Here is a 20,573-nt window from a genome sequence, read left to right as displayed (position 1 = left end):
GATGTTCAGAATCCTTTTTCGTCTTTATCTGGTGACCATCGTTTCGTACAGCGCGGCGATCTACCTGGTGCCGGACGTGGTGATCAAGCTGTTCCATGAACGCTTCGTCAGTTACAACCTCGATTATTCGCGCGGTTTGCAAAGCCTGATCGTCCGTCAGTTTCACGCTGTTCCTGAAGCGCAATGGCCGGCGCTGGCGACGCAACTGGACAAGGATTTTCAACCGCTGCGCATCGTCCTCAGCCCTCTTGATGACCCTGACCTGACCGCGCAGGAACGTGAGCAACTGCGCCGCGGCGAATACATCGTGCGCATTGGCGACTGGGGTTGGCGCACTTTGGCGGCGGCGCCGTTGAACGGGCAGTCGGTGGTGCAAATGGTGGTGCCGCCCGATCCCTTGGACGTGAATTTGTTGTACTGGAGCATGAACGTGCTGATCGGCGCGACCATGCTTGCGTGTCTGTTGCTGTGGCTGCGCCCGCACTGGCGCGATCTGGAGCGATTGAAAGGCACCGCCGAGCGTTTCGGCAAAGGCCATTTGAGCGAGCGCACGCAAATCTCCCAGAGCTCTAACATCGGCAGTCTGGCCAATGTGTTTGACACCATGGCCGGTGATATCGAGAACTTGTTGAATCAGCAACGTGACTTGCTCAACGCGGTGTCTCACGAGCTGCGCACGCCACTGACTCGGCTGGATTTTGGCCTGGCGCTGGCGCTGTCGGATGACTTGCCGGCGGCCAGTCGCGAACGTCTGCAAGGGTTGGTCGCGCATATTCGCGAGTTGGATGAGTTGGTGTTGGAATTGCTGTCGTACAGCCGTTTGCAGAACCCGGCGCGGTTGCCGGAACGGGTGGAAGTGTCGCTGGATGAGTTTATCGACAGTATTTTGGGCAGCGTCGATGAGGAGCTGGAATCGCCGAACATTGTCATTGATGTGTTGCTGCATGGGCAGCTTGAGCGCTTCACGCTTGATCCGCGACTGACCGCACGTGCGTTGCAAAATTTGCTGCGCAACGCGATGCGCTACTGCGAAAAACGCATTCAGATTGGCGTTCAGGTGTGCCCGAAGGGCTGTGAAATCTGGGTTGATGACGACGGCATCGGCATTCCCGACGATGAACGCGAGCGCATCTTCGAACCGTTCTACCGCCTCGACCGCAGCCGCGACCGCGCCACCGGCGGCTTCGGCCTCGGCCTGGCCATCAGCCGCCGCGCCCTCGAAGCCCAGGGCGGCACACTCACCGTCGAAAACTCCCCACTGGGCGGCGCCCGATTCCGCTTGTGGCTGCCAACCCCGACTTAATCACCAAAAGCTCACACCAACCCTGTGGCGAGGGGTTTGTGTTGGGCGCGGAATTGGTGGGACCGATGCATGTCGTTCCGATGCGGTGCGAAAACACCTGCCAGCCACACACCCCGTGGCGAGGGGGCTTGCCCCCGTTCGGCTGCGCAGCAGTCGTCAAACCTGCTGATGCTCTGTGGCTGAAGTAGGCTGGGGCCGCTGCGCAGCCCGACGGGGGCGAGCCCCCTCGCCACAGGAGTTGCGTTGGGCGCGGAATTGGTGGGACCGATGCATGCCGTTCCGATGCGGTGCGAAAACACCTTCCAGTCTCACACCAACCCCGTGGCGAGGGGGCTTGCCCCCGTTCGGCTGCGCAGCAGTCGTCGAACCTGCTGATGCTGTTTGGCTGAAGAAGGCTGGGGCCGCTGCGCAGCCCAACGGGGGCGAGCCCCCTCGCCACAAGGGGTTTGCGTTGGGCGCGAAATTGGTGGGACCGATGCATGCCGTTCCGATGCGGTGCGAAAACACCTGCCAGCCACACACCCCGTGGCGAGGGGGCTTGCCCCCGTTCGGCTGCGCAGCAGTCGTCAAACCTGCTGATGCTGTGTGGCTGAAGTAGGCTGGGGCCGCTGCGCAGCCCAACGGGGGCGAGCCCCCTCGCCACAAGGGGTTTGTGTTGGGCGCGGAGTTGGTGGGACCGATGCATGCCATTCCGATGCGGTGCGAAAACACCCGCCAGCCTCACACCCCGTGGCGAGGGGGCTTGCCCCCGTTCGGCTGCGCAGCAGTCGTCGAACCTGCTGATGCTGCGTGGCTGAAGAAGGCTGGGGCCGCTGCGCAGCCCAACGGGGGCGAGCCCCCTCGCTACAAGGGGTTTGTGTTGGGCGCGAAATTGGTGGGGCCGATGCATGCCGTTCCGATGCGGTGCGAAAACACCCGCCAGCCTCACACCCCGTGGCGAGGGGGCTTGCCCCCGTTCGGCTGCGCAGCAGTCGTCAAACCTGCTGATGCTGTTTGGCTGAAGAAGGCTGGGGGCCGCTGCGCAGCCCGACGGGGGCGAGCCCCCTCGCCACAGGAGTAGCGTTGGGCGCGGAATTGGTGGAGCCGATACGATGCTGCTGCACATAGGGGTGGTCGGTCAGGTGCTCAGGCGTTTGTGCAGGGCTTTTGCCATGTCTTGGAGTTCTGCCATCGGGTTGTGCCCGATGAGCATCCACGCGTGTTCGGTGTCAGCCCAATACACCACGTTCATGTTGTGCCGGCGCTCCCGCGCGAATGCTTGGCTGCCGTTGTTGGAGCGGGTGACGCACAGGGCCATCGGGCCGTGCGCCGGGTCGAGGTAGGTGATCTGCGCGATCGGCACGCCGTCGTATTCAAGAATTTGCGCACGCTTGAGCTGAATCCGCGGCAGTGCCAGTTTCGCTGGCACCAGGGTCAATCCCAGACGCGCGTCGAGAGTGCGCAATTGCGCGCGTTGCGTGGCCTCGTCGCTGGGCAAGTGCTCAAGGGTTTGCGGCACATACAGCGACATATAGTCGGCGACCAAGCCGCGCCAATTACTCTTCTTCCGGCTCATCTGCCAACCGAGAAACAACCGATCCGCCAGGACGCCACTGACCACCAACCCCGCAGCCGCCGTCAGAAACCAGCGCCGACTGCGGGCCGGCGGTGCCGGGCTGGGAAGGGTGTCGAGCATTGCGTTCAGGCGTTCCATCGGCGCTTGCGGCAGCAATTCATCGTAAGCAGCCTTGAACGGCAGGCTGCTGCGCGCCAGCCATTGCACGCGCAGGCTCAGCGCCGGGTCATCACTGATCGCCGCATTAATGCTGTTGCGCTGTTCGATGTCGAGTTGGTCGTCGAGGTAGGCCACCAACTGTTCATCCGAAGGCAGCTTCGGCCGTAGCGGCTCGGTCATCGACGTTCTCCATTAATGTTGCTCGGCACGCTGTGCAGCGGCGGGTACTCGGCGAGTTTCAGGCGTGCGGTGGCGAGCCGGCTCATCACCGTGCCGATCGGCACTTGCAACACCTCGGCGACTTCGCGGCAGGACAAACCTTCGACATACGCCAGGTACAGCGTTTCGCGCTGGGTTTCGGGCAGGGCAGCGACGCGGCGAATCACCTGCGCGGCCAGCACATGAGTGTGCGCCGCATGCTCGCCGTCGACCGACAGCGCCACGTCGGCGTCCACCGCTCCCTGGCCGAGACGCACGCGGCGGGCGCGCACTTCATTGAGCCAGATCGAATGCATAATGCTCAGCAGCCAGCGGTCCATGCGCATGCCTGGGACAAATTGCCCAGCGCGTTCCAGCGCCCGCACGCACGTGGCTTGCACCAGGTCTTCGGCGACATGCCGTTGCCGCGACAGCAGCAAGCCGTAGCGCCATAACCGCGCCAGATACTGGCCCAACTCTGCTCGTATTGCCTGATCGCTGGCGATGGCGACCTCCGTCCGTTCGATGTGTCAGGTTTTCGATGAAGTGTTGATGGCTGCGGCAAGGTCCTGATATTCCTCGCACGTGCTGCCGCAGATTGTTTTGATCTGCTGCAACTGCTCCTGCGCCAGGTCCAGGCGACCTTTGATCACGTAAGCCTCGCCGAGGTACTCGCGCACTTGCGCATACTGCGGGTCGAGTTTGACCGATTGCAGGTAATAGCCGATGCCCTCGTCGGTGCGCCCAAGTTTACGCGTGGCATAACCGCGATAGTTCAACGCCTTGGCAGTGTTCGGGTTTTTCAGCGTATCGAGTAGCGCCAAAGCTTCCTCATAACGCCCGTCCTTGGCCAGGCGATAGGCGTAGTCGGTGCGATCGGCGTCCGGCACCACGCTGCTGGTTTGCAGTACGCACTGTTTCAACGTGCTGTCGTACACCTGGCCTTTCGGGCACTCGGGTTTGGCCGGCGCATCGTCGTCACCGTCGGCCAAAACCAGGCAACTGGACAGCGCCGCAACCAGCAGCAGCGGGGCACTCAGCCATGCAAAACGGATAGTCATGATCAAACTCCACGGATTGAGACGTTTCAGATTCAGTCTAGTTTCAATCCTGGTGCTGCATCATCCAGGCCGCGAAGCGGCTGGGGCAGCCGGCCCAGACCCCGTAGCAGTCCCCGAAGCAGTCCCGCATTTGGCCGAACCGCTGCCTTACTCCCACCCGCGATGCCTTGTTATAGTTCCGGCCTCATTTTCTGTCCGGTAAAGGATTTCTGCCATGTCTCAGTACACCGCGTTCACCGTCGAACTCGCCGAAAAAATCGCCCATGTGCAGATCAATCGCCCGGAAAAGATCAATTCGATGAACGCCGCTTTCTGGAGCGAGATCATCGAGATTTTCCAATGGGTCGACGACACCGACGAGGTGCGAGTGGTGGTGCTGAGCGGCGCTGGCAAACACTTTTCCTCGGGCATCGACCTGATGATGCTCGCCGGCGTGGCCAACGAGATGGGCAAGGACGTCGGCCGCAATGCGCGCCTGTTGCGGCGCAAGATCCTCGCCCTGCAAGCCTCGTTCAACGCCGTGGATAATTGCCGCAAACCGGTGATTGCGGCGATTCAGGGGTATTGCCTGGGCGGCGCCATCGACCTGATCGCCGCGTGCGACATGCGCTACGCCGCCGAAGATGCGCAATTCTCGATCAAGGAAATCGACATCGGCATGGCCGCCGACGTCGGCACGCTGCAACGCTTGCCGCGCATCGTCGGGGACGGCATGCTGCGTGAACTGGCTTACACTGGTCGCCAGTTTGGTGCCGAAGAAGCGCGCGGCATGGGCCTGATCAATCGCGTCTACAGCGACCGCGACAGCCTGCTCGATGGCGTGATGGGGATTGCCCGCGAGATCGCCGGCAAGTCGCCGATCGCGATTACCGGCACCAAGGAGATGATCAGCTACATGCGCGACCATCGCATCGACGACGGCCTCGAATACGTTGCCACCTGGAACGCCGCCATGCTGCAATCCACCGATTTGCGCGTGGCCATGGCCGCCCACATGAGCAAACAGAAACCCGAATTTCTGGACTGATTAACCATGACTTCACGCTGGACCACTGCAGTACTGGACACCGATCAACCGGGCGGCTGGGCCGTCGCGCGCAGCCCCGAAGGTTTTCTGTTCGACGACAACGGCGCGCTGTTCCCGCGCGAATGGCTCAGGCGCCAGGACCTGTCGATCCTCGCCGAGCACGGCATCGGTCACCTGGATGGCGAGCCGGTTTATCTGCTGGAATTGCGCAGCGTCAGCGAAGTGCCGGGCTGCCAGTGGAAAGGTCTGCGGGCGTTCATGCTTGAGGGCGATCACACCGTCTATAAAGTGCTCGGTTACGCCGCGCAGATCGGCACCTGGTACCGCGAGCATCGGTTTTGCGGTAACTGCGGGCAAGCCACGCATCAGGTTCCGCGCGAGCGGGCGATGTATTGCGAGCCGTGCAATATTCGTTATTACCCGCGTATCTCGCCGAGCATGATCGTGCTGATCACCCGTGGCGATGAAGTGTTGCTCGCGCGTTCGCCGCGTTTTGTCAGCGGCGTCTACAGCACGTTGGCGGGGTTCGCCGAACCGGGCGAATCGGCTGAGGATTGCCTGATTCGCGAGGTTCGTGAAGAGGTGCAGATCGAGGTCAAGAACATCCAGTACATGGGCAGCCAGTGCTGGCCGTTCCCGCACTCGATGATGCTCGGGTTTCATGCCGAATATGCCGGTGGCGAGATTGTCTGTCAGGAAGACGAGATCGAAGACGCGCAGTGGTTCAACATTCACGCGATGCCGCCACTGCCGGCCTCGCGTTCGATTGCGCGTTACCTGATCGACGTCTATCTGGCGCGGCGTTTAGGCTACGCTGAACCAGTGCTGCCAGGCTAACCGCACGGTCAGCCCAAGCACCACGGTGATGAACACCGGACGAATGAATTTCGCGCCGCCGCTGATCGCGGTGCGCGCGCCGAAGAATGCGCCGACCATCACCGACAGGCCCATGCTCAGGCCGATGATCCAGTCCACTTGCCCGGAGAACACGAACACCGACAGCGCCGCGATGTTGCTGACGAAGTTCATGCTGCGCGCCACGCCGCTGGCCTTCACCAGGTCGATGGGGTACATGAGCATGGTGCTGACGGTCCAGAACGCGCCAGTGCCGGGGCCCGCCACGCCGTCGTAGAAACCGAGGCCGAAGCCTTGGGTCGATTGCCACTTTTTCTTGATCGGCGCGTCGCTGTCCAGCGGCGCTTTCGGCGTGCCGCCAAACAGCAGGTAGAGGCCACAGGCGAAAACGATCACCGGCAGCATCTTGTTCAGCCATTCGGCGGGCAGGTAATGCGCAACCACCGCGCCAGTCAACGCGCCGACCAGGGTGCCGACGATGGCATGCAACCATTGCCTTGGGTGAAACAGTTTGCGCCGGTAGAAGGTGAAACTGGCGGTGGCCGAGCCGAAGGTCGAACTGAGTTTGTTGGTGCCCAACACCAGGTGCGGCGGCAGCCCGGCGGTGAGCAAGGCAGGCGTGGTCAACAGCCCGCCACCGCCGGCAATGGCGTCAATGAAACCGGCGATGAAAGCGACAAACGCCAGAATGGCCAGGGTGGTGAGGTCAACGCTGAGTTCGAAAGGCATGGAATAGGCTTATTCGGCGGGGCGCAGAAAGGGCTGCGGGGAAGGGCGGTATCTTACCTAGAAAGCAGGCTTGTTACAGCTGATCGTTCCCAGGCTGAACATGGGAACCATCGCAATGTGGGTTTTGCCCAGATGTGCAGTGTTGCTGAGCCAACAGTGCAGCAGCAAATTGCCCCTGACACACGTTGAATCCGGATGCCTACGAATCCCCTGTGGCGAGGGGGCTTGCCCCCGTTTGAGTGCGCAGCGCTCACCAGATTCTGCGGCCGCTACGCAGCCCAACGGGGGCAAGCCCCCTCGCCACGGTGCTCATACACCTCAGATTTCTGCCGCTGGCACGGTTGCTGCTCTGCTGCAAAGACTCCCGCAAAATCTGGCGGCCAAGCAACTGGCGACCATCGATCAACTGACCAATGGCCGCGTCGCGGTGAACATCGTCAGCGGCTGGTTCAAAGGCGAGTTCCAGGCAATTGGCGAACACTGGCTGGAGCACGACGAGCGCTACCGCCGTTCCGAAGAATTCATCCGCTCGCTCAAAGGCATCTGGAGCCAGGACAATTTCAACTTTCGCGGCGATTTCTACCGTTTCGACAATTACAGCCTCAAGCCAAAACCGCTGGGTCAACCGGAGATTTTCCAGGGCGGCAGCTCGCGCGCGGCTCGCGACATGGCAGCGCGCGTTTCCGATTGGTATTTCACCAACGGCAACACGCCGGAAGGCATCAAGGCGCAGGTCGATGACATTCGCAGCAAAGCAACGGCGAACAATCACTCGGTGAAGGTCGGGGTCAACGCGTTTGTCATCGCCCGTGACACCGAAGAAGAAGCGCGCGCGGTGCTGGCGCAGATCATCGATCAGGCCGATCCGCAAGCCGTGAACGCTTTTGGCGATGCCGCGAAACAGGCGGGCCGGGCATCGCCGGAGGGCGAGGGCAATTGGGCGAAGTCGACGTTCGAGGATCTGGTGCAATACAACGACGGCTTCAAAACCAACCTGATCGGCACGCCACAGCAGATCGCCGAACGGATCGTCGCGCTGAAAGCGGTGGGCGTGGATTTGGTGCTGGCCGGGTTCCTGCATTTTCAGGAAGAAGTCGAGTACTTCGGCAAACGCGTGTTGCCGCTGGTGCGGGAGTTGGAGGCCAAGGCGCTCAACCAGCAGACCGCCGCAGTCGCCTGACCACCCGAGCCCTTGTAGGAGCGAGGCTTGCCCGCGAAGGCGTCGTGTCAGTCAATATCAATGTTGAATGTGACGACGCCTTCGCGGGCAAGCCTCGCTCCTACAGGGGACAGCGTTTACAAACCGAGGTCGGACAGGCCTGGGTGATCATCCGGGCGGCGCCCCAGGGGCCAGTGGAATTTGCGTTCGCTTTCCTTGATCGGCAAATCGTTGATGCAGGCAAACCGGTTGGCCATCAAGCCATTCTCGGCAAATTCCCAGTTTTCGTTGCCGTACGAGCGAAACCAGTTGCCTGAGTCGTCGTGCCATTCATAGGCATAACGCACGGCGATGCGGTTGTCGGTGAAGGCCCAGAGTTCCTTGATCAGTCGGTAGTCCAGTTCCTTGGCCCACTTGCGCGTGAGGAAACCCTTGGCTTCTTCGCGGTTGTGCGCGAATTCGGCGCGGTTACGCCATTTTGTGTCGAGGGTGTAGGCGAGGGACACGCGCTCGGGATCACGGGTATTCCAGCCATCTTCGGCGAGGCGCACTTTCTCGATGGCGGATTCGCGGGTAAACGGTGGCAATGGCGGACGGGCTTCAGCGTTAGTTGACATTGAATGTCTCCTGATCAAGTAAAAGTTAAATCAACGCGGTCGAGCTTGATTAAGTCGTTACAGGTCCAATAACTTTCGCGCCATGCATCGCGCATTATCGGCGGCACTGTGATCACCCATCACAAGCGCAACGGTAATGGCCCCATCGATCAGGATCAGCAGCTGTCTGGCCAACGTCTCCGGGTCGGTAGCGCCATGTTCGGTACAGAGTTCGCACACGTAGTCGAGCAGTTTCTGTTTGTGTTCCCTGGCCACTTGGCGCACCGGGTCTTGCGGGTCACCGGTCTCGCCGCTGGTGTTGGTGAACGCGCAGCCGCGAAAGCCTTCGGAGTCAAACCAGCTGCGCAACACGGTGAACAGGTTAAGCAAGCGATCCGCCGGGCTTGATGCCTTGTCGACTTCGCTGCGAAACCAGTGCATCCAGCGCACGTCGCGGCGTTGCAGGGCGGCAACGGTCAGCTCCTCCTTGTTGGCGAAGTAGCGGTAGATGCTTTTTCTGGAGACGCCGGCGGTTTTCACCAGAAGATCCATGCCCGTGGCGGCGATGCCACTTTTGTAGATCAACTTTTCGGTGACATCCAGAATGATGTCGCGGGTAGTGCTGGTCGATTGGTTCATGTGGCGAACAGTAGAACGATCGTTCTTCTTGGTCAAGCGGGTTTTTTGTCAGTGAAATTGCCTTCGCGGGCAAGCCTCGCTCCTACAGGAATAAAACCGCTTGATCGTTCCCACGCTCCGCGCAGTGGGCAGACCCGAACGAATCCATGGTGTAAGCTCTCGGGTTCTTCGGAATCGACCTTTTGCGAGCCCTATGCCGTCGCTTTTCAAACGCTCTCTGCTGCCTAAACTGCGCAGTTTTCCGCTGACCGCCGATGCCGTCACGATTCTCTCCGGCGCCGCCGAATACCGTCGTTGCCTGCTGGAAAAAATCGCCCAGGCGTCCCGGCGCATCTACATCGTCGCGCTGTACCTGCAACAGGACGAAGCCGGCCAGGAAATCCTCGATGCCTTGCACGCCGCCAAACTCGCGCGTCCGCAACTGGACGTGGTGGTGGTGGTTGACTGGCTGCGCGCCCAGCGCGGTTTGATCGGCGCCGGCAAGCAGCCGGGCAACTCGGCGTGGTACCAGGAAATGACCCGCACCCACGCCAGCGAAGTGCCGGTGTACGGCGTGCCGGTGCAGACCCGCGAGCTGTTCGGCGTCTTGCATTTGAAGGGTTTTGTCATCGACGATTGCGTCATTTACAGCGGCGCGAGCCTGAACAACGTCTATCTGCACAAATTCGACAAGTACCGCTACGACCGTTATCACCTGCTGCAGAACAGCGATCTCGCCGATTCCATGCAGCACCTGGTCCAGCACGGTCTCGTCGCTTCCAAAGCGGTGCATCGCCTCGACCTGCCGAACCCGCCGACCACGCGCAGCCTGCGCAACGACATCGGCGACCTGCGCAGCCGCCTCAAGCATGCGAGTTACGACATCACCTCGGGCACCACGGCGAAGGACGGTTTGTCCGTCAGCCCGCTACTCGGTGTCGGCAAGAACAACCCGCTGAGCCGGGTGATCTGCGAACTGATCGCCAGCGCCAAGTTTCAGCTGACCATTTGCACGCCGTATTTCAACCTGCCGCTGCAAGTCACCCGCGAGATCAACCGCGCGCTGGCCCGTGGGGTGAAGATCGACATAATCGTCGGCGACAAGACGGCCAACGATTTCTACATTCCGCCGAGCGAGCCGTTCAAAGTCATCGCCGCGCTGCCATACCTTTACGAAATCAGCCTGCGGCGCTTCGCCAAACGCCATCAGCGCTACATCGACAGCGGCCAGTTGAACCTGCATTTGTGGCGCGATGGCGACAACACCTACCACCTCAAGGGTATGTGGATCGATGATCGCTACACCTTGCTCACCGGCAACAACCTCAACCCACGCGCCTTCCGCCTCGACCTGGAAAACGCGCTGCTGATCGACGATCCGAAACAGGAACTGCGTGAAGCGCGCAGCAAAGAGCTGGCAGAGATTTTCGAGCACACGCGCCGGGTGGAGCGCTATCTGGAACTGGAAACCTTGCCGGACTACCCGGCGGGCGTGGCGAAGTTTCTCAAGCGGGTGAGTCGGGTGAGGATTGAGCGGTTGTTGTATCGGATTTTGTGAGGGGCGGCGCAGTCGGGTTGATGTGCTGAATGTGGGAGAGGCATCGCGAGCAAGCTCGCTCCCACAGGGGATTTCTAAACGCGGGGATCAATTTGGAACATGGATTGATTTGCTGAATGTAGGAATGCCTTCGCGGGCAAGCCTCGCTCCTACAGGGGGACGCGATCCCTGTAGGAGCGAGGCTTGCCCGCGAAGGGGCCCGACCAGGCGCCGCAAAAACTAATTCAGCCCCAACTTCCCACGCAACGTCGACAAATCCTCAGCCAAGGTATTCACCGGGCCAACCAGCGCTTTGCGGTCGTTTTCCTTGACCTTGTCGTAGGTTTCAAACCCGCCATCTGCGGTTTTGTATTTCGCCAGAATCTTGTTCACCGTCGCAAAGTTCTTGTCGACTTTGGCAATGAACGCCGCGTCCTGCTGCTCGATCTGCGGGTGGAACAGGTCGACGATTTTCTTCGCGCCGTCGATGTTGCCCTGGAAGTCGTAGAGGTCGGTGTGGCTGTAGCGGTCTTCTTCGCCGGAGATCTTGGTGGCGGCGACTTCTTCGAGCAGCGCAGCGGCGCCGCCGACGACTTTCTCCGGCGGGAAGGTCAGGCCGGCGACGCGCGCCTGCAAGTCCTTCACGTCTTTGTTCAAACCGTCCGCCAAGGCATCGAGGCCTTTGGTGCTTTTCTCCGAGAACAACGAATATTCGATGCGATGGAAACCGTTGAAATCCTCGGCGGTCACGCCTTTTTCGTGGTCGTCGACGCGCGAATCTATAGACGCGTCGAGGTCACTGAACAGCTCGGCGATTGGCTCGATCGATTCATAAAACACCCGGGTCGGCGCGTAGAGCTTTTGCGCGGTAGCAAGGTCGCCGCTTTTCACCGCGTCGGTGAACTGTTGGGTGTGGCTGCCCAACTCGTCGAGTTTCTCGATGACGTAGATCTTGTAGTCCGAAACCGGCCCCACCAAATCCAGCGGCGCCGGTGCCGCGAAAGCTGAAAACGGAGTGTTGAGCAAGCCAAGGGTCAGCATTAACGCGAGGGGCGACTTTTTCATGGGACGGTTCCGTGTTGGGGGATTGTGGGGGCGTAGTCGAGGCGTTGTCAGGTATTGGTCGCAGGTTGTGCAGCGGCGAGCAGCGAACGACCGATAAAGTCCTGATCGCCCGTGACGCCCGGCAATGTGAAGAAATACCCGCCGCCCACCGGCTTCAGGTATTCCTCCAGCGGCTCGCCGTTGAGCCGGGTTTGCACGGTGATGAAGCCTTTTTCCAGATCCGCCTGATAGCAGATGAACAGCAGGCCCATGTCGAGCTGGCCGTTCTTGTTCACACCGTTGGAATAGTTGAACGGCCGGCGCAGGATCAAATTGGTCTGGGTCGCGGCAGTGCGCGGGTTGGCCAGGCGAATGTGCGCGTCGAGCTTGGTCAGCTTGCCTTCGGGGTCCTTGGCGTAGTCCGGGACTTGGGTTTCATGCGCGCCGCCCATCGGTGCGCCGGTGCTCTTGATGCGGCCGAGAATGCTTTCCTGTTCCTGCAACGGCGTGCGATCCCAGCGCTCGACAAAATTGCGGATGATCCGCACCGCTTGATAGCTGCCATTCGCTGCCCACGTCGGTTCGTCGCTGCCGGGCTGCACCCAGACCAGTGCGTCCATGGCTTTCGCGTCGTTGGAATCGGGGTTGGCCGAGCCATCACGAAAACCGAGGAAATTGCGCGCACTTTGCGCCGGCGCTCCAGGTTTGCTCGGTGCTTGTGGCGGCACGCTGCCTTCCTGCTTCCAGCGCACCAGCAGCAGGTCCGGGAGGTTTTTGACGATGTCGCGCAAGGCGTGGATGTTGGTGTCGGTGGTATTCGAGCAGAACTGCAGGCTCAAGTCGCCGTGGCAGCAATCGGCGTCCAGCGCATCGTTGGGGAAACCGACCATGCGGCTCAGGCGTTTCGGTTTGGCGCTGGCCAGGCCGAAACGCTCGTCGAACAGCGACTCGCCGACCGATACGGTGATGGTCAGATTGTCCGGCGTCACCACCGGGCCGAGAATGCCCGAGTCCACCGGCGGCAACTTCGGATCGACCTGTTCCACCGTGCCGCCGGTCATCAAAAACGCGATGCGGTCGTTGAGTGTGCGGAACAAGCGTTCGAGGTCTTCGCGGTCGCTGGCCAACACATCGAACGACACCAGCATGCCCGACGCCGGGCGCGGCGTGACGATGCCGGTCTGGTGCTTGCCGTGGAACGCGTGGCGGTCTTCGGTCTTGTCGCTTTTCGGCGCCTCGGTGACTTGCGCCGGGCTGGCGGCCATTGCCGGGCAGCTCAAAGCGGAGCCGGCCAAGGCCACCCCGGCGGCGCCCATGCCCATCAATACGCGGCGACGTTGCGCGGAAAACTGCTCTGTGTCTTTCATCAAGTAATTCGTCTTCTGCTTACAGGCCGGACAGGCCCAGGGCTGGATCGATGCCGTCGAGTACGTCGGCCAGAGCCTTGGCCTTGTCGGCGATGTGTTGGCGCTGCGCGGCGCTGACCGTGGCGTAACCGGCGTAGCCATCGTTGCTCTTGAGGCCGCTGAGTTGGGCGTCGAATGCTGCGAGCGCGCTGTCGATTTTCGGCAGCAAGTCAGCGGCGGATTTGCTCAGCAAGGGCCGCAACAGATCGACGACTTTGTGCGCCGCGTCGAGGTTGGCGGCAAAACCATTAAGGTCGCTGTGGCTGTAGCGTTCTTCTTCGCCGCTGGCCGCGCGCACTTCGGCAATGGTCTTGAGATTGCGCACGACGATGCTCACCAGTTGCTCCGGCGGCAGCGATTGCGCGAGCAGTTGCTGTTTGAGCGTGGTGACGTCGCTGGTCAGTCGCTGCGCCACCGGCGTCAAACCGTCGAGGCTGCGTTGCTGGAACAGCGCGTATTCGAGGCGATGGAAACCGACAAACCCCGGATCCTGCTCGCGTTTCTCGAAATAATCGGCGCGCGCATTGATCGCGTTATCCAGTTCCGCCAGGCGCTGCGCGGCCGGGGCGATCCGTTGATACGCCGCGCGGGCCGGCAGGTACAGCGCTTGCGCCTGGCTCAGATCGCCCGCAGCAATCGCCTGTTCCAGCGCGGTCACGGCTTTGATCAGCGCGCTGCTTTGGCTGCTCAGGTACACGCGAAATTCCGACAACGGGCCGATAAACGCGACCATCGACGGACGCGCCTTGGCTGCGGCATCGGACGCGGCGGTCGGCGTCACGTGCAGGGTGCCGCGCGGGTTGCTGAGCAAACCGCAAGTGATCGCGTAATCGCCGGGGACAAGGTTGGCGTTGATCACCTGGCTCAGGCCGGGCGCAATGTTCTCGCGTTCTTCGACCACCAGCACGCCATCGAGAATTTCCCATTCAACAGCGCGATCCGAGCGATTGACGATGCGAAAACTCGCGCGCCCGGCCGGGACCGTCAGCGCGTTCGGCTCGCAGTTGTGGGGATGAATGTTCACCACCACTTCGTCATGGTTGATCTGGCGCTTGGCCGCGGCCATTTTCGAGGCGTAGTAGAACAGGCCACCGGCGGCGATCATCACGATCACCGAACCGGCCACCGCCCAGCGCAGTGCGCGGGGAGGCGAAGCCACGGGAGGAGTAGGCGTTGACATGAAAGCCCTTACTGACTGGAAACGGAAGGTGATGGTTTGGCGGGCGCGGCGGCCGGGAGGAAGAACATCACCAGCGCCACCACCAGGTAAATCAGGTAAGCACCGAGGGTGCTGACGGTCGGCGCGTCCTGATAGCCGAACATGCCGGCGAGTACCGCGCCGACCGGGCCGTCCATCGGCAGCGTCGCGCTGAAGTCGAACAGCACGGTTTGCAGGTGATTCCACACCCCGGCTTCATGCAGCGCCTGCACCGAGTTGGCAAAAATGCCGGCGGCGACCACGAGGATGAACAGGCCGGTCCAGCGGAAAAACGCGCTGAGGTTCAGGCGCATGCTGCCGGTGTAGATGAGGAAACCGACGATAATCGCCAGGATCAGCCCGAGCAGGGCGCCCATCGGTGCCGCCGCGCCTTCGCTCTGCTGGAATACCGCGAGCAGGAAGAACACCGTTTCCAGGCCTTCGCGGGCCACGGCGAAAAACACCATGGCGATCAGCGCCGTGACCTGGTGTTTGGAACCGGCCAAGGCGTGGTCGAGGGACACGTGCAGCGAATGCTTGATCGACCGCGCGACTTTGCGCATCCAGAACACCATCGAGCTGAGAATGCCCACGGCCACCAGACCGACGATGCCTTCGAACAGCTCCTGCTGTTTTTGCGGGAACTCGGCGCTCATCAACTCCAGGCCACCACCGACCAGCAGCGCCAGCGCAGCGGCGAGGAATACGCCGATCCACACCGCTGGCATCCACTCGCCACGCCCGGTTTGCTTGAGGTAACTGGCGATAATGCCGACGATCAACGCCGCTTCAATACCTTCGCGCAACATGATCAGAAAGGGGACAAGCATTCGGCACCGTTGAGGAGATAGTTAGGTAGCTAAGTTGTAACATAATGACACTCATTCTCACATGAGATTGATTGACTTTGGCTGAACCTAAGCTGAACGAGCCAATGGATCACCTTGACCCTGTAGGAGTGAGCCTGCTCGCGATGACGGCATGACAGGCAAAAACAACGCTGACTGACGCTGCGCAATCGCGAGCAGTGGATTGAGCTAATATGCCGACCATTCGCACAACAAGGCTCACCCCGCGCAATGTCGGAAAAAGACACCATCGCTATTCAACTGGTGCGTGAAGCGCTGTTGCAAAGTTGCGCGCCGGGGGCGGCGACTGAGGAAGTGTTGCTCAAGGTCGGCATCGATCCGGCGTTGATGGCCAGCGCGCAGGGCCGGGTGCCGGCCACCGCCTATGCGCGTTTGTGGCGCTTGCTGGCGCGGCGCGGCGACGATGAGTTCTTTGGCATGGACCCGCGCAAACTGAAATCCGGCAGCCTCGAGTTTCTGTGCCGCAGCGCCATGCTCCAGCCGAGTTTGGCTGCAGGCCTGACCACCGGCCTGAGTTTCCTCTCGTTGATGCTCGAACACCTGCCCGCGCAACTGGTGCGCCAGCAAAGCCTGGCGGAAATCATCTTGCTCGAAGACGACCAGGACCCGCGCCGCGCCTTCACGTATTTCACCTATTGGATGATTGTCCACGGCGTCGCGTGTTGGCTGGCGGGGCGGCGGATTCCGATTCTGGCCATCGAACTGCGCTGCCCGGCGCCGGACTTCTGCGATGACTATCAGGTGATGTTTTCCGAGAACCTGCGCTTCGACCGGCCACGCACGCGGATGATTTTCGCCGCCGATTGCCTGGATGTGCCGATCAAGCGCAGCGCTGAAGAACTCAAGCGTTTCCTCGCCCAGGCCCCGGCGAATATTCTGGTCAAGTATCGCGATCCGGAAAGCCTCGCCAGCCGCATCAAGCATGATCTGCGGCAGTTGCCCGCCGAACAATGGCCGGAAACGGAGGCGTTGGCGCAGCAATTGTGCATGTCGGCCTCAACGCTGCGCCGGCGTTTGGCCGAAGAAGGGCAGACCTGGCAAGGCTTGAAGGACAGCGTGCGTAAGGAGTTGGCGATAGTCTGGCTGGCCGAGCCGTCGATCAGCTTCGCCGAAATCGCCGCACGCCTGGGATTTGCCGATGCGAGCTCGTTTTACAAAGCGTTTCGAAAATGGTCGGGGACTAATCCGGGGCATTACCGGAGTTTGATTCTCAACGACGCGAGTTGATCCGGGTTTTTGTGGTGAGTCAGCAGGCCTCATCGCGAGCAAGCTCGCTCCCACAGTGGACTGCTGCGGAACACGCAAATTGAATGCAGCCACAAACCATGTGAGAGCGAGCTTGCTCGCGATGAGGGCATCACAACCGCCGCACCCTCCGAACCTTGGCCAAACCAGTCACGCAACTTGATAGCTTTGACCATTGCCCCACACCCCGCGCAGCGCGAGTATTCCTCTGTTGATTACGGTTCCCCCAACCTAATAAAAATACAGAGGGATTCTGGCGATGCGCGATTACTTGTCTGCCGTTTCACAGTTCGATTACCAGCACACCGTTGGCGCCGCGCTCGCGGGCGATCTGAGCGCGCTCAACGCCTGCGTCGAGTGCTGCGACCGCCACGCGTTGCCGGGGCGTATCGCGTTGTTCTGGGAGGGTCGTGACGGTGCCAGCGCGACGTACACTTTCAGCGACTTGCAGGACAAAGCCGCGCGTTTCGCCAATTTCCTCCTCGCCCAAGGTGTGCGCAAGGGTGACAAAGTCGCCGGGCTGCTGCCGCGCAATATCGAATTATTGATCACCGTGTTCGCCACCTGGCGCATCGGCGCGGTGTATCAGCCGCTGTTCACCGCATTTGGCCCGAAAGCCATCGAACATCGCTTGAATACCTCCGGCGCCAAAGTGGTGGTCACCGACGCAGTCAATCGGCCGAAACTCGCCGATGTCGCCGATTGCCCGACCATAGCCACCGTTGGCGGTCCCAAGGGACAAGGCATCGTCCGTGGCGATTACAGCTTCTGGGCCGAACTGGCGAATTATCCCGCCGCGTGCGAACCCGTCATGCTCAGCGGCGAGGACCCGTTTCTGCTGATGTTCACGTCGGGCACCACCGGCCCGGCAAAAGCGCTGTCGGTGCCGCTCAAAGCCATCGTCGCGTTCCAGAACTACACCCGCGATGCCGTGGATTTGCGCCCCGAAGATGCATTCTGGAACGTTGCCGATCCGGGCTGGGCCTACGGCATCTATTTCGGCGTCACCGGGCCGCTGGCGATGGGGCATCCGATCACGTTTTACGATGGCCCGTTCACCCTCGAAAGCACCTGCCGGGTGATCAACAAATATGGCATCACCAACCTCACCGGTTCGCCGACCGCCTACCGTTTGCTGATCGCTGGCGGCGACGAATTCGCCCGCTCGATCAACGGCAAACTGCGCATCGTCAGCAGCGCCGGCGAGCCGTTGAACCCGGAAGTGATTCGCTGGTTCGCCGACAACCTCGGCGTGGTCATTCACGATCATTACGGCCAGACCGAACTGGGCATGGTCCTGTGCAACCACCATGGCCTCGAACACCCGATCCACCTCGGCGCCGCCGGTTTCGCCTCGCCGGGGCACCGCATCGTTGTGCTCGATGACGACCATCAGGAACTCGGCGTCGGCCAGCCGGGCATCCTCGCCATCGACCGCACGCAATCGCCGATGTGCTGGTTCGGCGGCTACGAAGGCGCGCCGACCAAGGCGTTCGTCGGCAACTATTACCTGAGCGGCGACAGCGTCGAGTGGAACCCGGACGGCAGCATCAGTTTCGTCGGTCGCAGCGATGACGTGATCACCACGTCCGGCTATCGCGTCGGCCCGTTCGACGTCGAAAGCGCATTGATCGAACACCCGGCGGTGATTGAAGCGGCGGTGGTCGGCAAACCCGACGCCGAGCGTACCGAACTGGTCAAAGCCTTCGTCGTGATCGGCGCGCAGTACCGCGCCACGCCGGAACTTGCCGAAGAACTCAAGCAACACGTGCGTAAACGTCTGGCCGCGCACTCGTACCCGCGTGAAATCGAATTCGTCAGCGATTTGCCGAAAACCCCAAGCGGCAAATTGCAGCGCTTTATCTTGCGCAACCAGGAAATCGCCAAGGCTCAAGAGGCCGCGGCTCACAAAGCTTCTGCTTGAATCGAAGGAAAATAAGATGCAGATCGAAAACAAGGTTTTTCTCGTCACCGGCGGCGCATCCGGCCTCGGTGCCGCCACCGCTGAAATGCTCGTCGCGGCGGGCGCCAAAGTGATGTTGGTGGACATGAACGCCGAGGCTGTTGCGGCGCAGGCACAACGGCTTGGTCATGGCGCGCAAAGCGTGGTCGCGGACATCAGCAATGAAGCCGCCGCTGAAGCTGCGGTCGCCGCGACGGTGCAAGCCTTCGGTGGCCTGCACGGTCTGGTGAATTGCGCCGGCATCGTGCGCGGCGAGAAAATCCTCGGCAAGACTGGCCCGCATGCGCTGGCGAGTTTCAGCCAGGTGATTAACGTCAACCTGATCGGCAGCTTCAATATGCTGCGCCTGGCCGCAGCGGCCATCGCCGAAACCGAAGCGAACGCCGACGGTGAGCGCGGCGTGATCATCAACACCGCGTCGGTGGCCGCCTACGACGGGCAGATCGGCCAGGCTGCGTACGCCGCGTCGAAAGGCGCGATTGTCAGCCTGACCTTGCCCGCCGCTCGTGAACTGGCGCGTTTCGGCATCCGCGTGATGACTATCGCACCGGGCATTTTCGAAACGCCGATGATGGCCGGCATGACTGAGGAAGTCCGCGCTTCGCTGGCCGCCGGTGTGCCGTTCCCGCCACGTCTGGGCAAACCCGCCGAATACGCGGCGCTGGTGCGGCATATCATCGAAAACAGCATGCTCAATGGCGAGGTGATCCGTCTCGACGGCGCCTTGCGCATGGCCGCCAAGTAAGGAGAACTTTGTCATGACTCTTGCCAACGATCCGATTGTTATCGTCAGCGCCGTCCGCACTCCGATGGGCGGCTTCCAGGGCGAACTGAAAAGCCTCACCGCACCGCAACTCGGCGCCGCAGCGATCAAAGCGGCGGTCGAGCGTGCCGGTATCGGCGCCGATGCGGTTGAAGAAGTGCTGTTCGGCTGCGTGCTGTCCGCCGGCCTCGGCCAGGCCCCCGCGCGGCAAGCGGCACTCGGCGCCGGGCTGGATAAATCGACCCGTTGCACCACGCTGAACAAGATGTGCGGTTCGGGCATGGAAGCGACGATTCTGGCCCACGACATGCTGGTGGCCGGCAGCGCCGAAGTGGTTATCGCCGGCGGCATGGAAAGCATGTCGAACTCGCCATATCTGCTCGATCGCGCCCGCAGCGGTTTTCGCATGGGCCACGGCCGGGTGCTCGATCACATGTTCCTCGACGGCCTCGAAGACGCCTACGACAAGGGCCGGCTGATGGGCACTTTTGCCGAGGATTGCGCCGAGACCAACGGTTTCAGCCGCGAAGCGCAGGACGCTTTTGCGATCGCCTCGACCACCCGCGCGCAGCAGGCGATCAAGGACGGCAGCTTCAAGGACGAAATCGTCCCGCTGAGCGTGATGGTCGGCAAGGAACAGGTGCTGATCAGCAACGACGAACAACCGCCGAAAGCCAAACTCGACAAGATCGCCGCGCTGAAACCGGCGTTCCGCGACGGCGGCACGGTGACAGCGGCGAACTCCAGCTCAATCTCCGACGGCGCCGCAGCGCTGGTGCTGATGCGTCGTTCCGAGGCACAACAGCGCGGGCTCAAGCCTCTGGCGGTGATTCACGGCCACGCGGCGTTTGCCGATACGCCGGGGCTGTTCCCGGTGGCGCCGGTCGGTGCGATCAAGAAACTGATGACAAAAACCGGCTGGTCGCTGGATGAAGTCGAGTTGTTTGAGGTGAACGAAGCGTTTGCGGTGGTCAGTCTGGTGACCATGAGCAAACTGGAAATCCCCCATGAGAAGGTCAACGTGCACGGCGGCGCCTGCGCGCTGGGCCATCCGATTGGCGCGTCGGGCGCGCGGATTCTGGTGACATTGCTTTCGGCGCTGCGCCAGAAAGGCCTGAAACGCGGCGTTGCAGCAATCTGCATCGGCGGCGGCGAAGCAACGGCCATGGCCGTGGAATGCTTGTACTAACGCTGCCACCTCGTAGGAGCAAGGCTTGCCCGCGATGACCCTCTAGAGGACGCCATCGCGGGCAAGCCATGCTCCTACAAGAGCAGGATGCATTCAGCT

Annotated in this window: 19 protein-coding genes; 9 read left to right on the top strand and 10 right to left on the bottom strand. The window is 61.4% G+C overall.

All coding sequences use genetic code 11. The features are described from left to right. Position 1: 1 nt before the first annotated feature. Positions 2 to 1,303, top strand: coding sequence for an ATP-binding protein (locus BLU01_RS27285; RefSeq protein ID WP_092281318.1), 1,302 nt, complete (start codon positions 2 to 4; stop codon positions 1,301 to 1,303). A 1,117-nt stretch (positions 1,304 to 2,420) separates the two neighbouring features. On the opposite strand, the gene BLU01_RS27280 is transcribed toward BLU01_RS27285, so the two are convergent. Genes BLU01_RS27280 through BLU01_RS27270 form a run of 3 tightly spaced genes read right to left on the bottom strand, consistent with a single transcriptional unit; the run spans position 2,421 to position 4,276 of the window. Next, positions 2,421 to 3,197 carry an anti-sigma factor family protein gene (locus BLU01_RS27280; RefSeq protein ID WP_092281316.1) on the bottom strand — a complete coding sequence of 259 codons (777 nt, stop codon included), beginning with the start codon at positions 3,195 to 3,197 and terminating at the stop codon, positions 2,421 to 2,423. After that, entirely contained in the window at positions 3,194 to 3,691 is a 498-nt protein-coding gene (locus tag BLU01_RS27275) for an RNA polymerase sigma factor (protein ID WP_167370458.1), read from the bottom strand. The genes BLU01_RS27280 and BLU01_RS27275 overlap by 4 nt, the downstream gene beginning before the upstream one ends. Positions 3,692 to 3,745: 54 nt before the next feature. Further along, positions 3,746 to 4,276, bottom strand: a complete 531-nt coding sequence (locus BLU01_RS27270) for a tetratricopeptide repeat protein (RefSeq protein WP_092281314.1) — start codon at positions 4,274 to 4,276, stop codon at positions 3,746 to 3,748. 214 nt (positions 4,277 to 4,490) lie between these two features. Here BLU01_RS27270 and BLU01_RS27265 point away from each other — a divergent pair, with 214 nt between their 5' ends. Together BLU01_RS27265 and nudC are read left to right on the top strand one after the other, a co-directional pair. Next, positions 4,491 to 5,303, top strand: coding sequence for a crotonase/enoyl-CoA hydratase family protein (locus BLU01_RS27265; RefSeq protein WP_092281312.1), 813 nt, complete (start codon positions 4,491 to 4,493; stop codon positions 5,301 to 5,303). A 6-nt stretch (positions 5,304 to 5,309) separates the two neighbouring features. Continuing rightward, positions 5,310 to 6,140, top strand: coding sequence for an NAD(+) diphosphatase (gene nudC / locus BLU01_RS27260; protein ID WP_092281310.1), 831 nt, complete (start codon positions 5,310 to 5,312; stop codon positions 6,138 to 6,140). Here the strand turns inward: nudC and BLU01_RS27255 are convergent. Further along, the gene (locus BLU01_RS27255; protein ID WP_092281308.1) at positions 6,108 to 6,887 is read right to left on the bottom strand and encodes a TSUP family transporter; all 780 of its coding nucleotides are present in this window, start codon (positions 6,885 to 6,887) and stop codon (positions 6,108 to 6,110) included. The genes nudC and BLU01_RS27255 overlap by 33 nt on opposite strands. Positions 6,888 to 6,987: 100 nt before the next feature. On the opposite strand from BLU01_RS27255, the gene sfnG reads away from it, so the two are divergent. After that, complete coding sequence (gene sfnG, locus BLU01_RS27250; protein ID WP_331716160.1) at positions 6,988 to 8,067, top strand: dimethylsulfone monooxygenase SfnG; 1,080 nt, start codon at positions 6,988 to 6,990, stop codon at positions 8,065 to 8,067. Positions 8,068 to 8,183: 116 nt separating this feature from the next. On the opposite strand, the gene BLU01_RS27245 is transcribed toward sfnG, so the two are convergent. Both BLU01_RS27245 and BLU01_RS27240 read right to left on the bottom strand, forming a co-directional pair. Continuing rightward, a complete protein-coding gene (locus BLU01_RS27245; RefSeq protein WP_092281306.1) occupies positions 8,184 to 8,663 on the bottom strand; it encodes a nuclear transport factor 2 family protein in 480 nt (159 codons plus the stop codon). Between the two features lie 57 nt (positions 8,664 to 8,720). Beyond that, positions 8,721 to 9,281 carry a TetR/AcrR family transcriptional regulator gene (locus tag BLU01_RS27240; RefSeq protein ID WP_092281304.1) on the bottom strand — a complete coding sequence of 187 codons (561 nt, stop codon included), beginning with the start codon at positions 9,279 to 9,281 and terminating at the stop codon, positions 8,721 to 8,723. A 193-nt stretch (positions 9,282 to 9,474) separates the two neighbouring features. Here BLU01_RS27240 and pssA point away from each other — a divergent pair, with 193 nt between their 5' ends. Further along, the gene (gene pssA, locus BLU01_RS27235; protein WP_092281302.1) at positions 9,475 to 10,818 is read left to right on the top strand and encodes a CDP-diacylglycerol--serine O-phosphatidyltransferase; all 1,344 of its coding nucleotides are present in this window, start codon (positions 9,475 to 9,477) and stop codon (positions 10,816 to 10,818) included. A 219-nt stretch (positions 10,819 to 11,037) separates the two neighbouring features. Here pssA and efeO (BLU01_RS27230) read toward each other — a convergent pair whose 3' ends face one another. Genes efeO (BLU01_RS27230) through efeU form a run of 4 tightly spaced genes read right to left on the bottom strand, consistent with a single transcriptional unit; the run spans position 11,038 to position 15,275 of the window. Continuing rightward, the gene (efeO, locus tag BLU01_RS27230) at positions 11,038 to 11,862 is read right to left on the bottom strand and encodes an iron uptake system protein EfeO (protein ID WP_092281300.1); all 825 of its coding nucleotides are present in this window, start codon (positions 11,860 to 11,862) and stop codon (positions 11,038 to 11,040) included. A 47-nt stretch (positions 11,863 to 11,909) separates the two neighbouring features. Continuing rightward, positions 11,910 to 13,208: an iron uptake transporter deferrochelatase/peroxidase subunit gene (gene efeB, locus BLU01_RS27225; RefSeq protein WP_092281298.1), complete on the bottom strand. Its 1,299-nt coding sequence runs from the start codon at positions 13,206 to 13,208 to the stop codon at positions 11,910 to 11,912. Positions 13,209 to 13,227: 19 nt separating this feature from the next. Then, positions 13,228 to 14,427: an iron uptake system protein EfeO gene (gene efeO / locus BLU01_RS27220; protein ID WP_092281296.1), complete on the bottom strand. Its 1,200-nt coding sequence runs from the start codon at positions 14,425 to 14,427 to the stop codon at positions 13,228 to 13,230. 8 nt (positions 14,428 to 14,435) lie between these two features. After that, a complete protein-coding gene (gene efeU / locus BLU01_RS27215; protein WP_092281294.1) occupies positions 14,436 to 15,275 on the bottom strand; it encodes an iron uptake transporter permease EfeU in 840 nt (279 codons plus the stop codon). A gap of 249 nt (positions 15,276 to 15,524) precedes the next feature. On the opposite strand from efeU, the gene BLU01_RS27210 reads away from it, so the two are divergent. From BLU01_RS27210 to BLU01_RS27195, 4 genes are all read left to right on the top strand, one after another. Further along, positions 15,525 to 16,541, top strand: a complete 1,017-nt coding sequence (locus BLU01_RS27210) for an AraC family transcriptional regulator (RefSeq protein ID WP_092281292.1) — start codon at positions 15,525 to 15,527, stop codon at positions 16,539 to 16,541. 277 nt (positions 16,542 to 16,818) lie between these two features. Next, positions 16,819 to 18,483, top strand: coding sequence for an AMP-binding protein (locus BLU01_RS27205; protein WP_092281290.1), 1,665 nt, complete (start codon positions 16,819 to 16,821; stop codon positions 18,481 to 18,483). Between the two features lie 16 nt (positions 18,484 to 18,499). After that, complete coding sequence (locus tag BLU01_RS27200) at positions 18,500 to 19,267, top strand: SDR family NAD(P)-dependent oxidoreductase (protein ID WP_092281288.1); 768 nt, start codon at positions 18,500 to 18,502, stop codon at positions 19,265 to 19,267. A gap of 13 nt (positions 19,268 to 19,280) precedes the next feature. Next, positions 19,281 to 20,474: an acetyl-CoA C-acyltransferase gene (locus tag BLU01_RS27195; protein ID WP_092281286.1), complete on the top strand. Its 1,194-nt coding sequence runs from the start codon at positions 19,281 to 19,283 to the stop codon at positions 20,472 to 20,474. The last annotated feature ends 99 nt before the right edge of the window (positions 20,475 to 20,573 follow it).

This window comes from Pseudomonas prosekii, assembly GCF_900105155.1.
In the GTDB taxonomy this organism is placed as follows: domain Bacteria; phylum Pseudomonadota; class Gammaproteobacteria; order Pseudomonadales; family Pseudomonadaceae; genus Aquipseudomonas; species Aquipseudomonas prosekii.
The sequence above is the reverse complement of the archived record's forward strand: the minus strand, read 5'-3'. Positions and strand labels throughout refer to the sequence as shown.

Coding starts and splice junctions, on each gene's coding strand:
- BLU01_RS27285 (WP_092281318.1), top strand. CDS start 2: ATGTTCAGAATCCTTTTTCGTCTTTATCTGGTGACCATCGTTTCGTAC.
- BLU01_RS27280 (WP_092281316.1), bottom strand. CDS start 3,197: ATGACCGAGCCGCTACGGCCGAAGCTGCCTTCGGATGAACAGTTGGTG.
- BLU01_RS27270 (WP_092281314.1), bottom strand. CDS start 4,276: ATGACTATCCGTTTTGCATGGCTGAGTGCCCCGCTGCTGCTGGTTGCG.
- BLU01_RS27265 (WP_092281312.1), top strand. CDS start 4,491: ATGTCTCAGTACACCGCGTTCACCGTCGAACTCGCCGAAAAAATCGCC.
- nudC (WP_092281310.1), top strand. CDS start 5,310: ATGACTTCACGCTGGACCACTGCAGTACTGGACACCGATCAACCGGGC.
- BLU01_RS27255 (WP_092281308.1), bottom strand. CDS start 6,887: ATGCCTTTCGAACTCAGCGTTGACCTCACCACCCTGGCCATTCTGGCG.
- sfnG (WP_331716160.1), top strand. CDS start 6,988: ATGGGAACCATCGCAATGTGGGTTTTGCCCAGATGTGCAGTGTTGCTG.
- BLU01_RS27245 (WP_092281306.1), bottom strand. CDS start 8,663: ATGTCAACTAACGCTGAAGCCCGTCCGCCATTGCCACCGTTTACCCGC.
- BLU01_RS27240 (WP_092281304.1), bottom strand. CDS start 9,281: ATGAACCAATCGACCAGCACTACCCGCGACATCATTCTGGATGTCACC.
- pssA (WP_092281302.1), top strand. CDS start 9,475: ATGCCGTCGCTTTTCAAACGCTCTCTGCTGCCTAAACTGCGCAGTTTT.
- efeO (WP_092281300.1), bottom strand. CDS start 11,862: ATGAAAAAGTCGCCCCTCGCGTTAATGCTGACCCTTGGCTTGCTCAAC.
- efeB (WP_092281298.1), bottom strand. CDS start 13,208: ATGAAAGACACAGAGCAGTTTTCCGCGCAACGTCGCCGCGTATTGATG.
- efeO (WP_092281296.1), bottom strand. CDS start 14,427: ATGTCAACGCCTACTCCTCCCGTGGCTTCGCCTCCCCGCGCACTGCGC.
- efeU (WP_092281294.1), bottom strand. CDS start 15,275: ATGCTTGTCCCCTTTCTGATCATGTTGCGCGAAGGTATTGAAGCGGCG.
- BLU01_RS27210 (WP_092281292.1), top strand. CDS start 15,525: ATGTCGGAAAAAGACACCATCGCTATTCAACTGGTGCGTGAAGCGCTG.
- BLU01_RS27205 (WP_092281290.1), top strand. CDS start 16,819: ATGCGCGATTACTTGTCTGCCGTTTCACAGTTCGATTACCAGCACACC.
- BLU01_RS27200 (WP_092281288.1), top strand. CDS start 18,500: ATGCAGATCGAAAACAAGGTTTTTCTCGTCACCGGCGGCGCATCCGGC.
- BLU01_RS27195 (WP_092281286.1), top strand. CDS start 19,281: ATGACTCTTGCCAACGATCCGATTGTTATCGTCAGCGCCGTCCGCACT.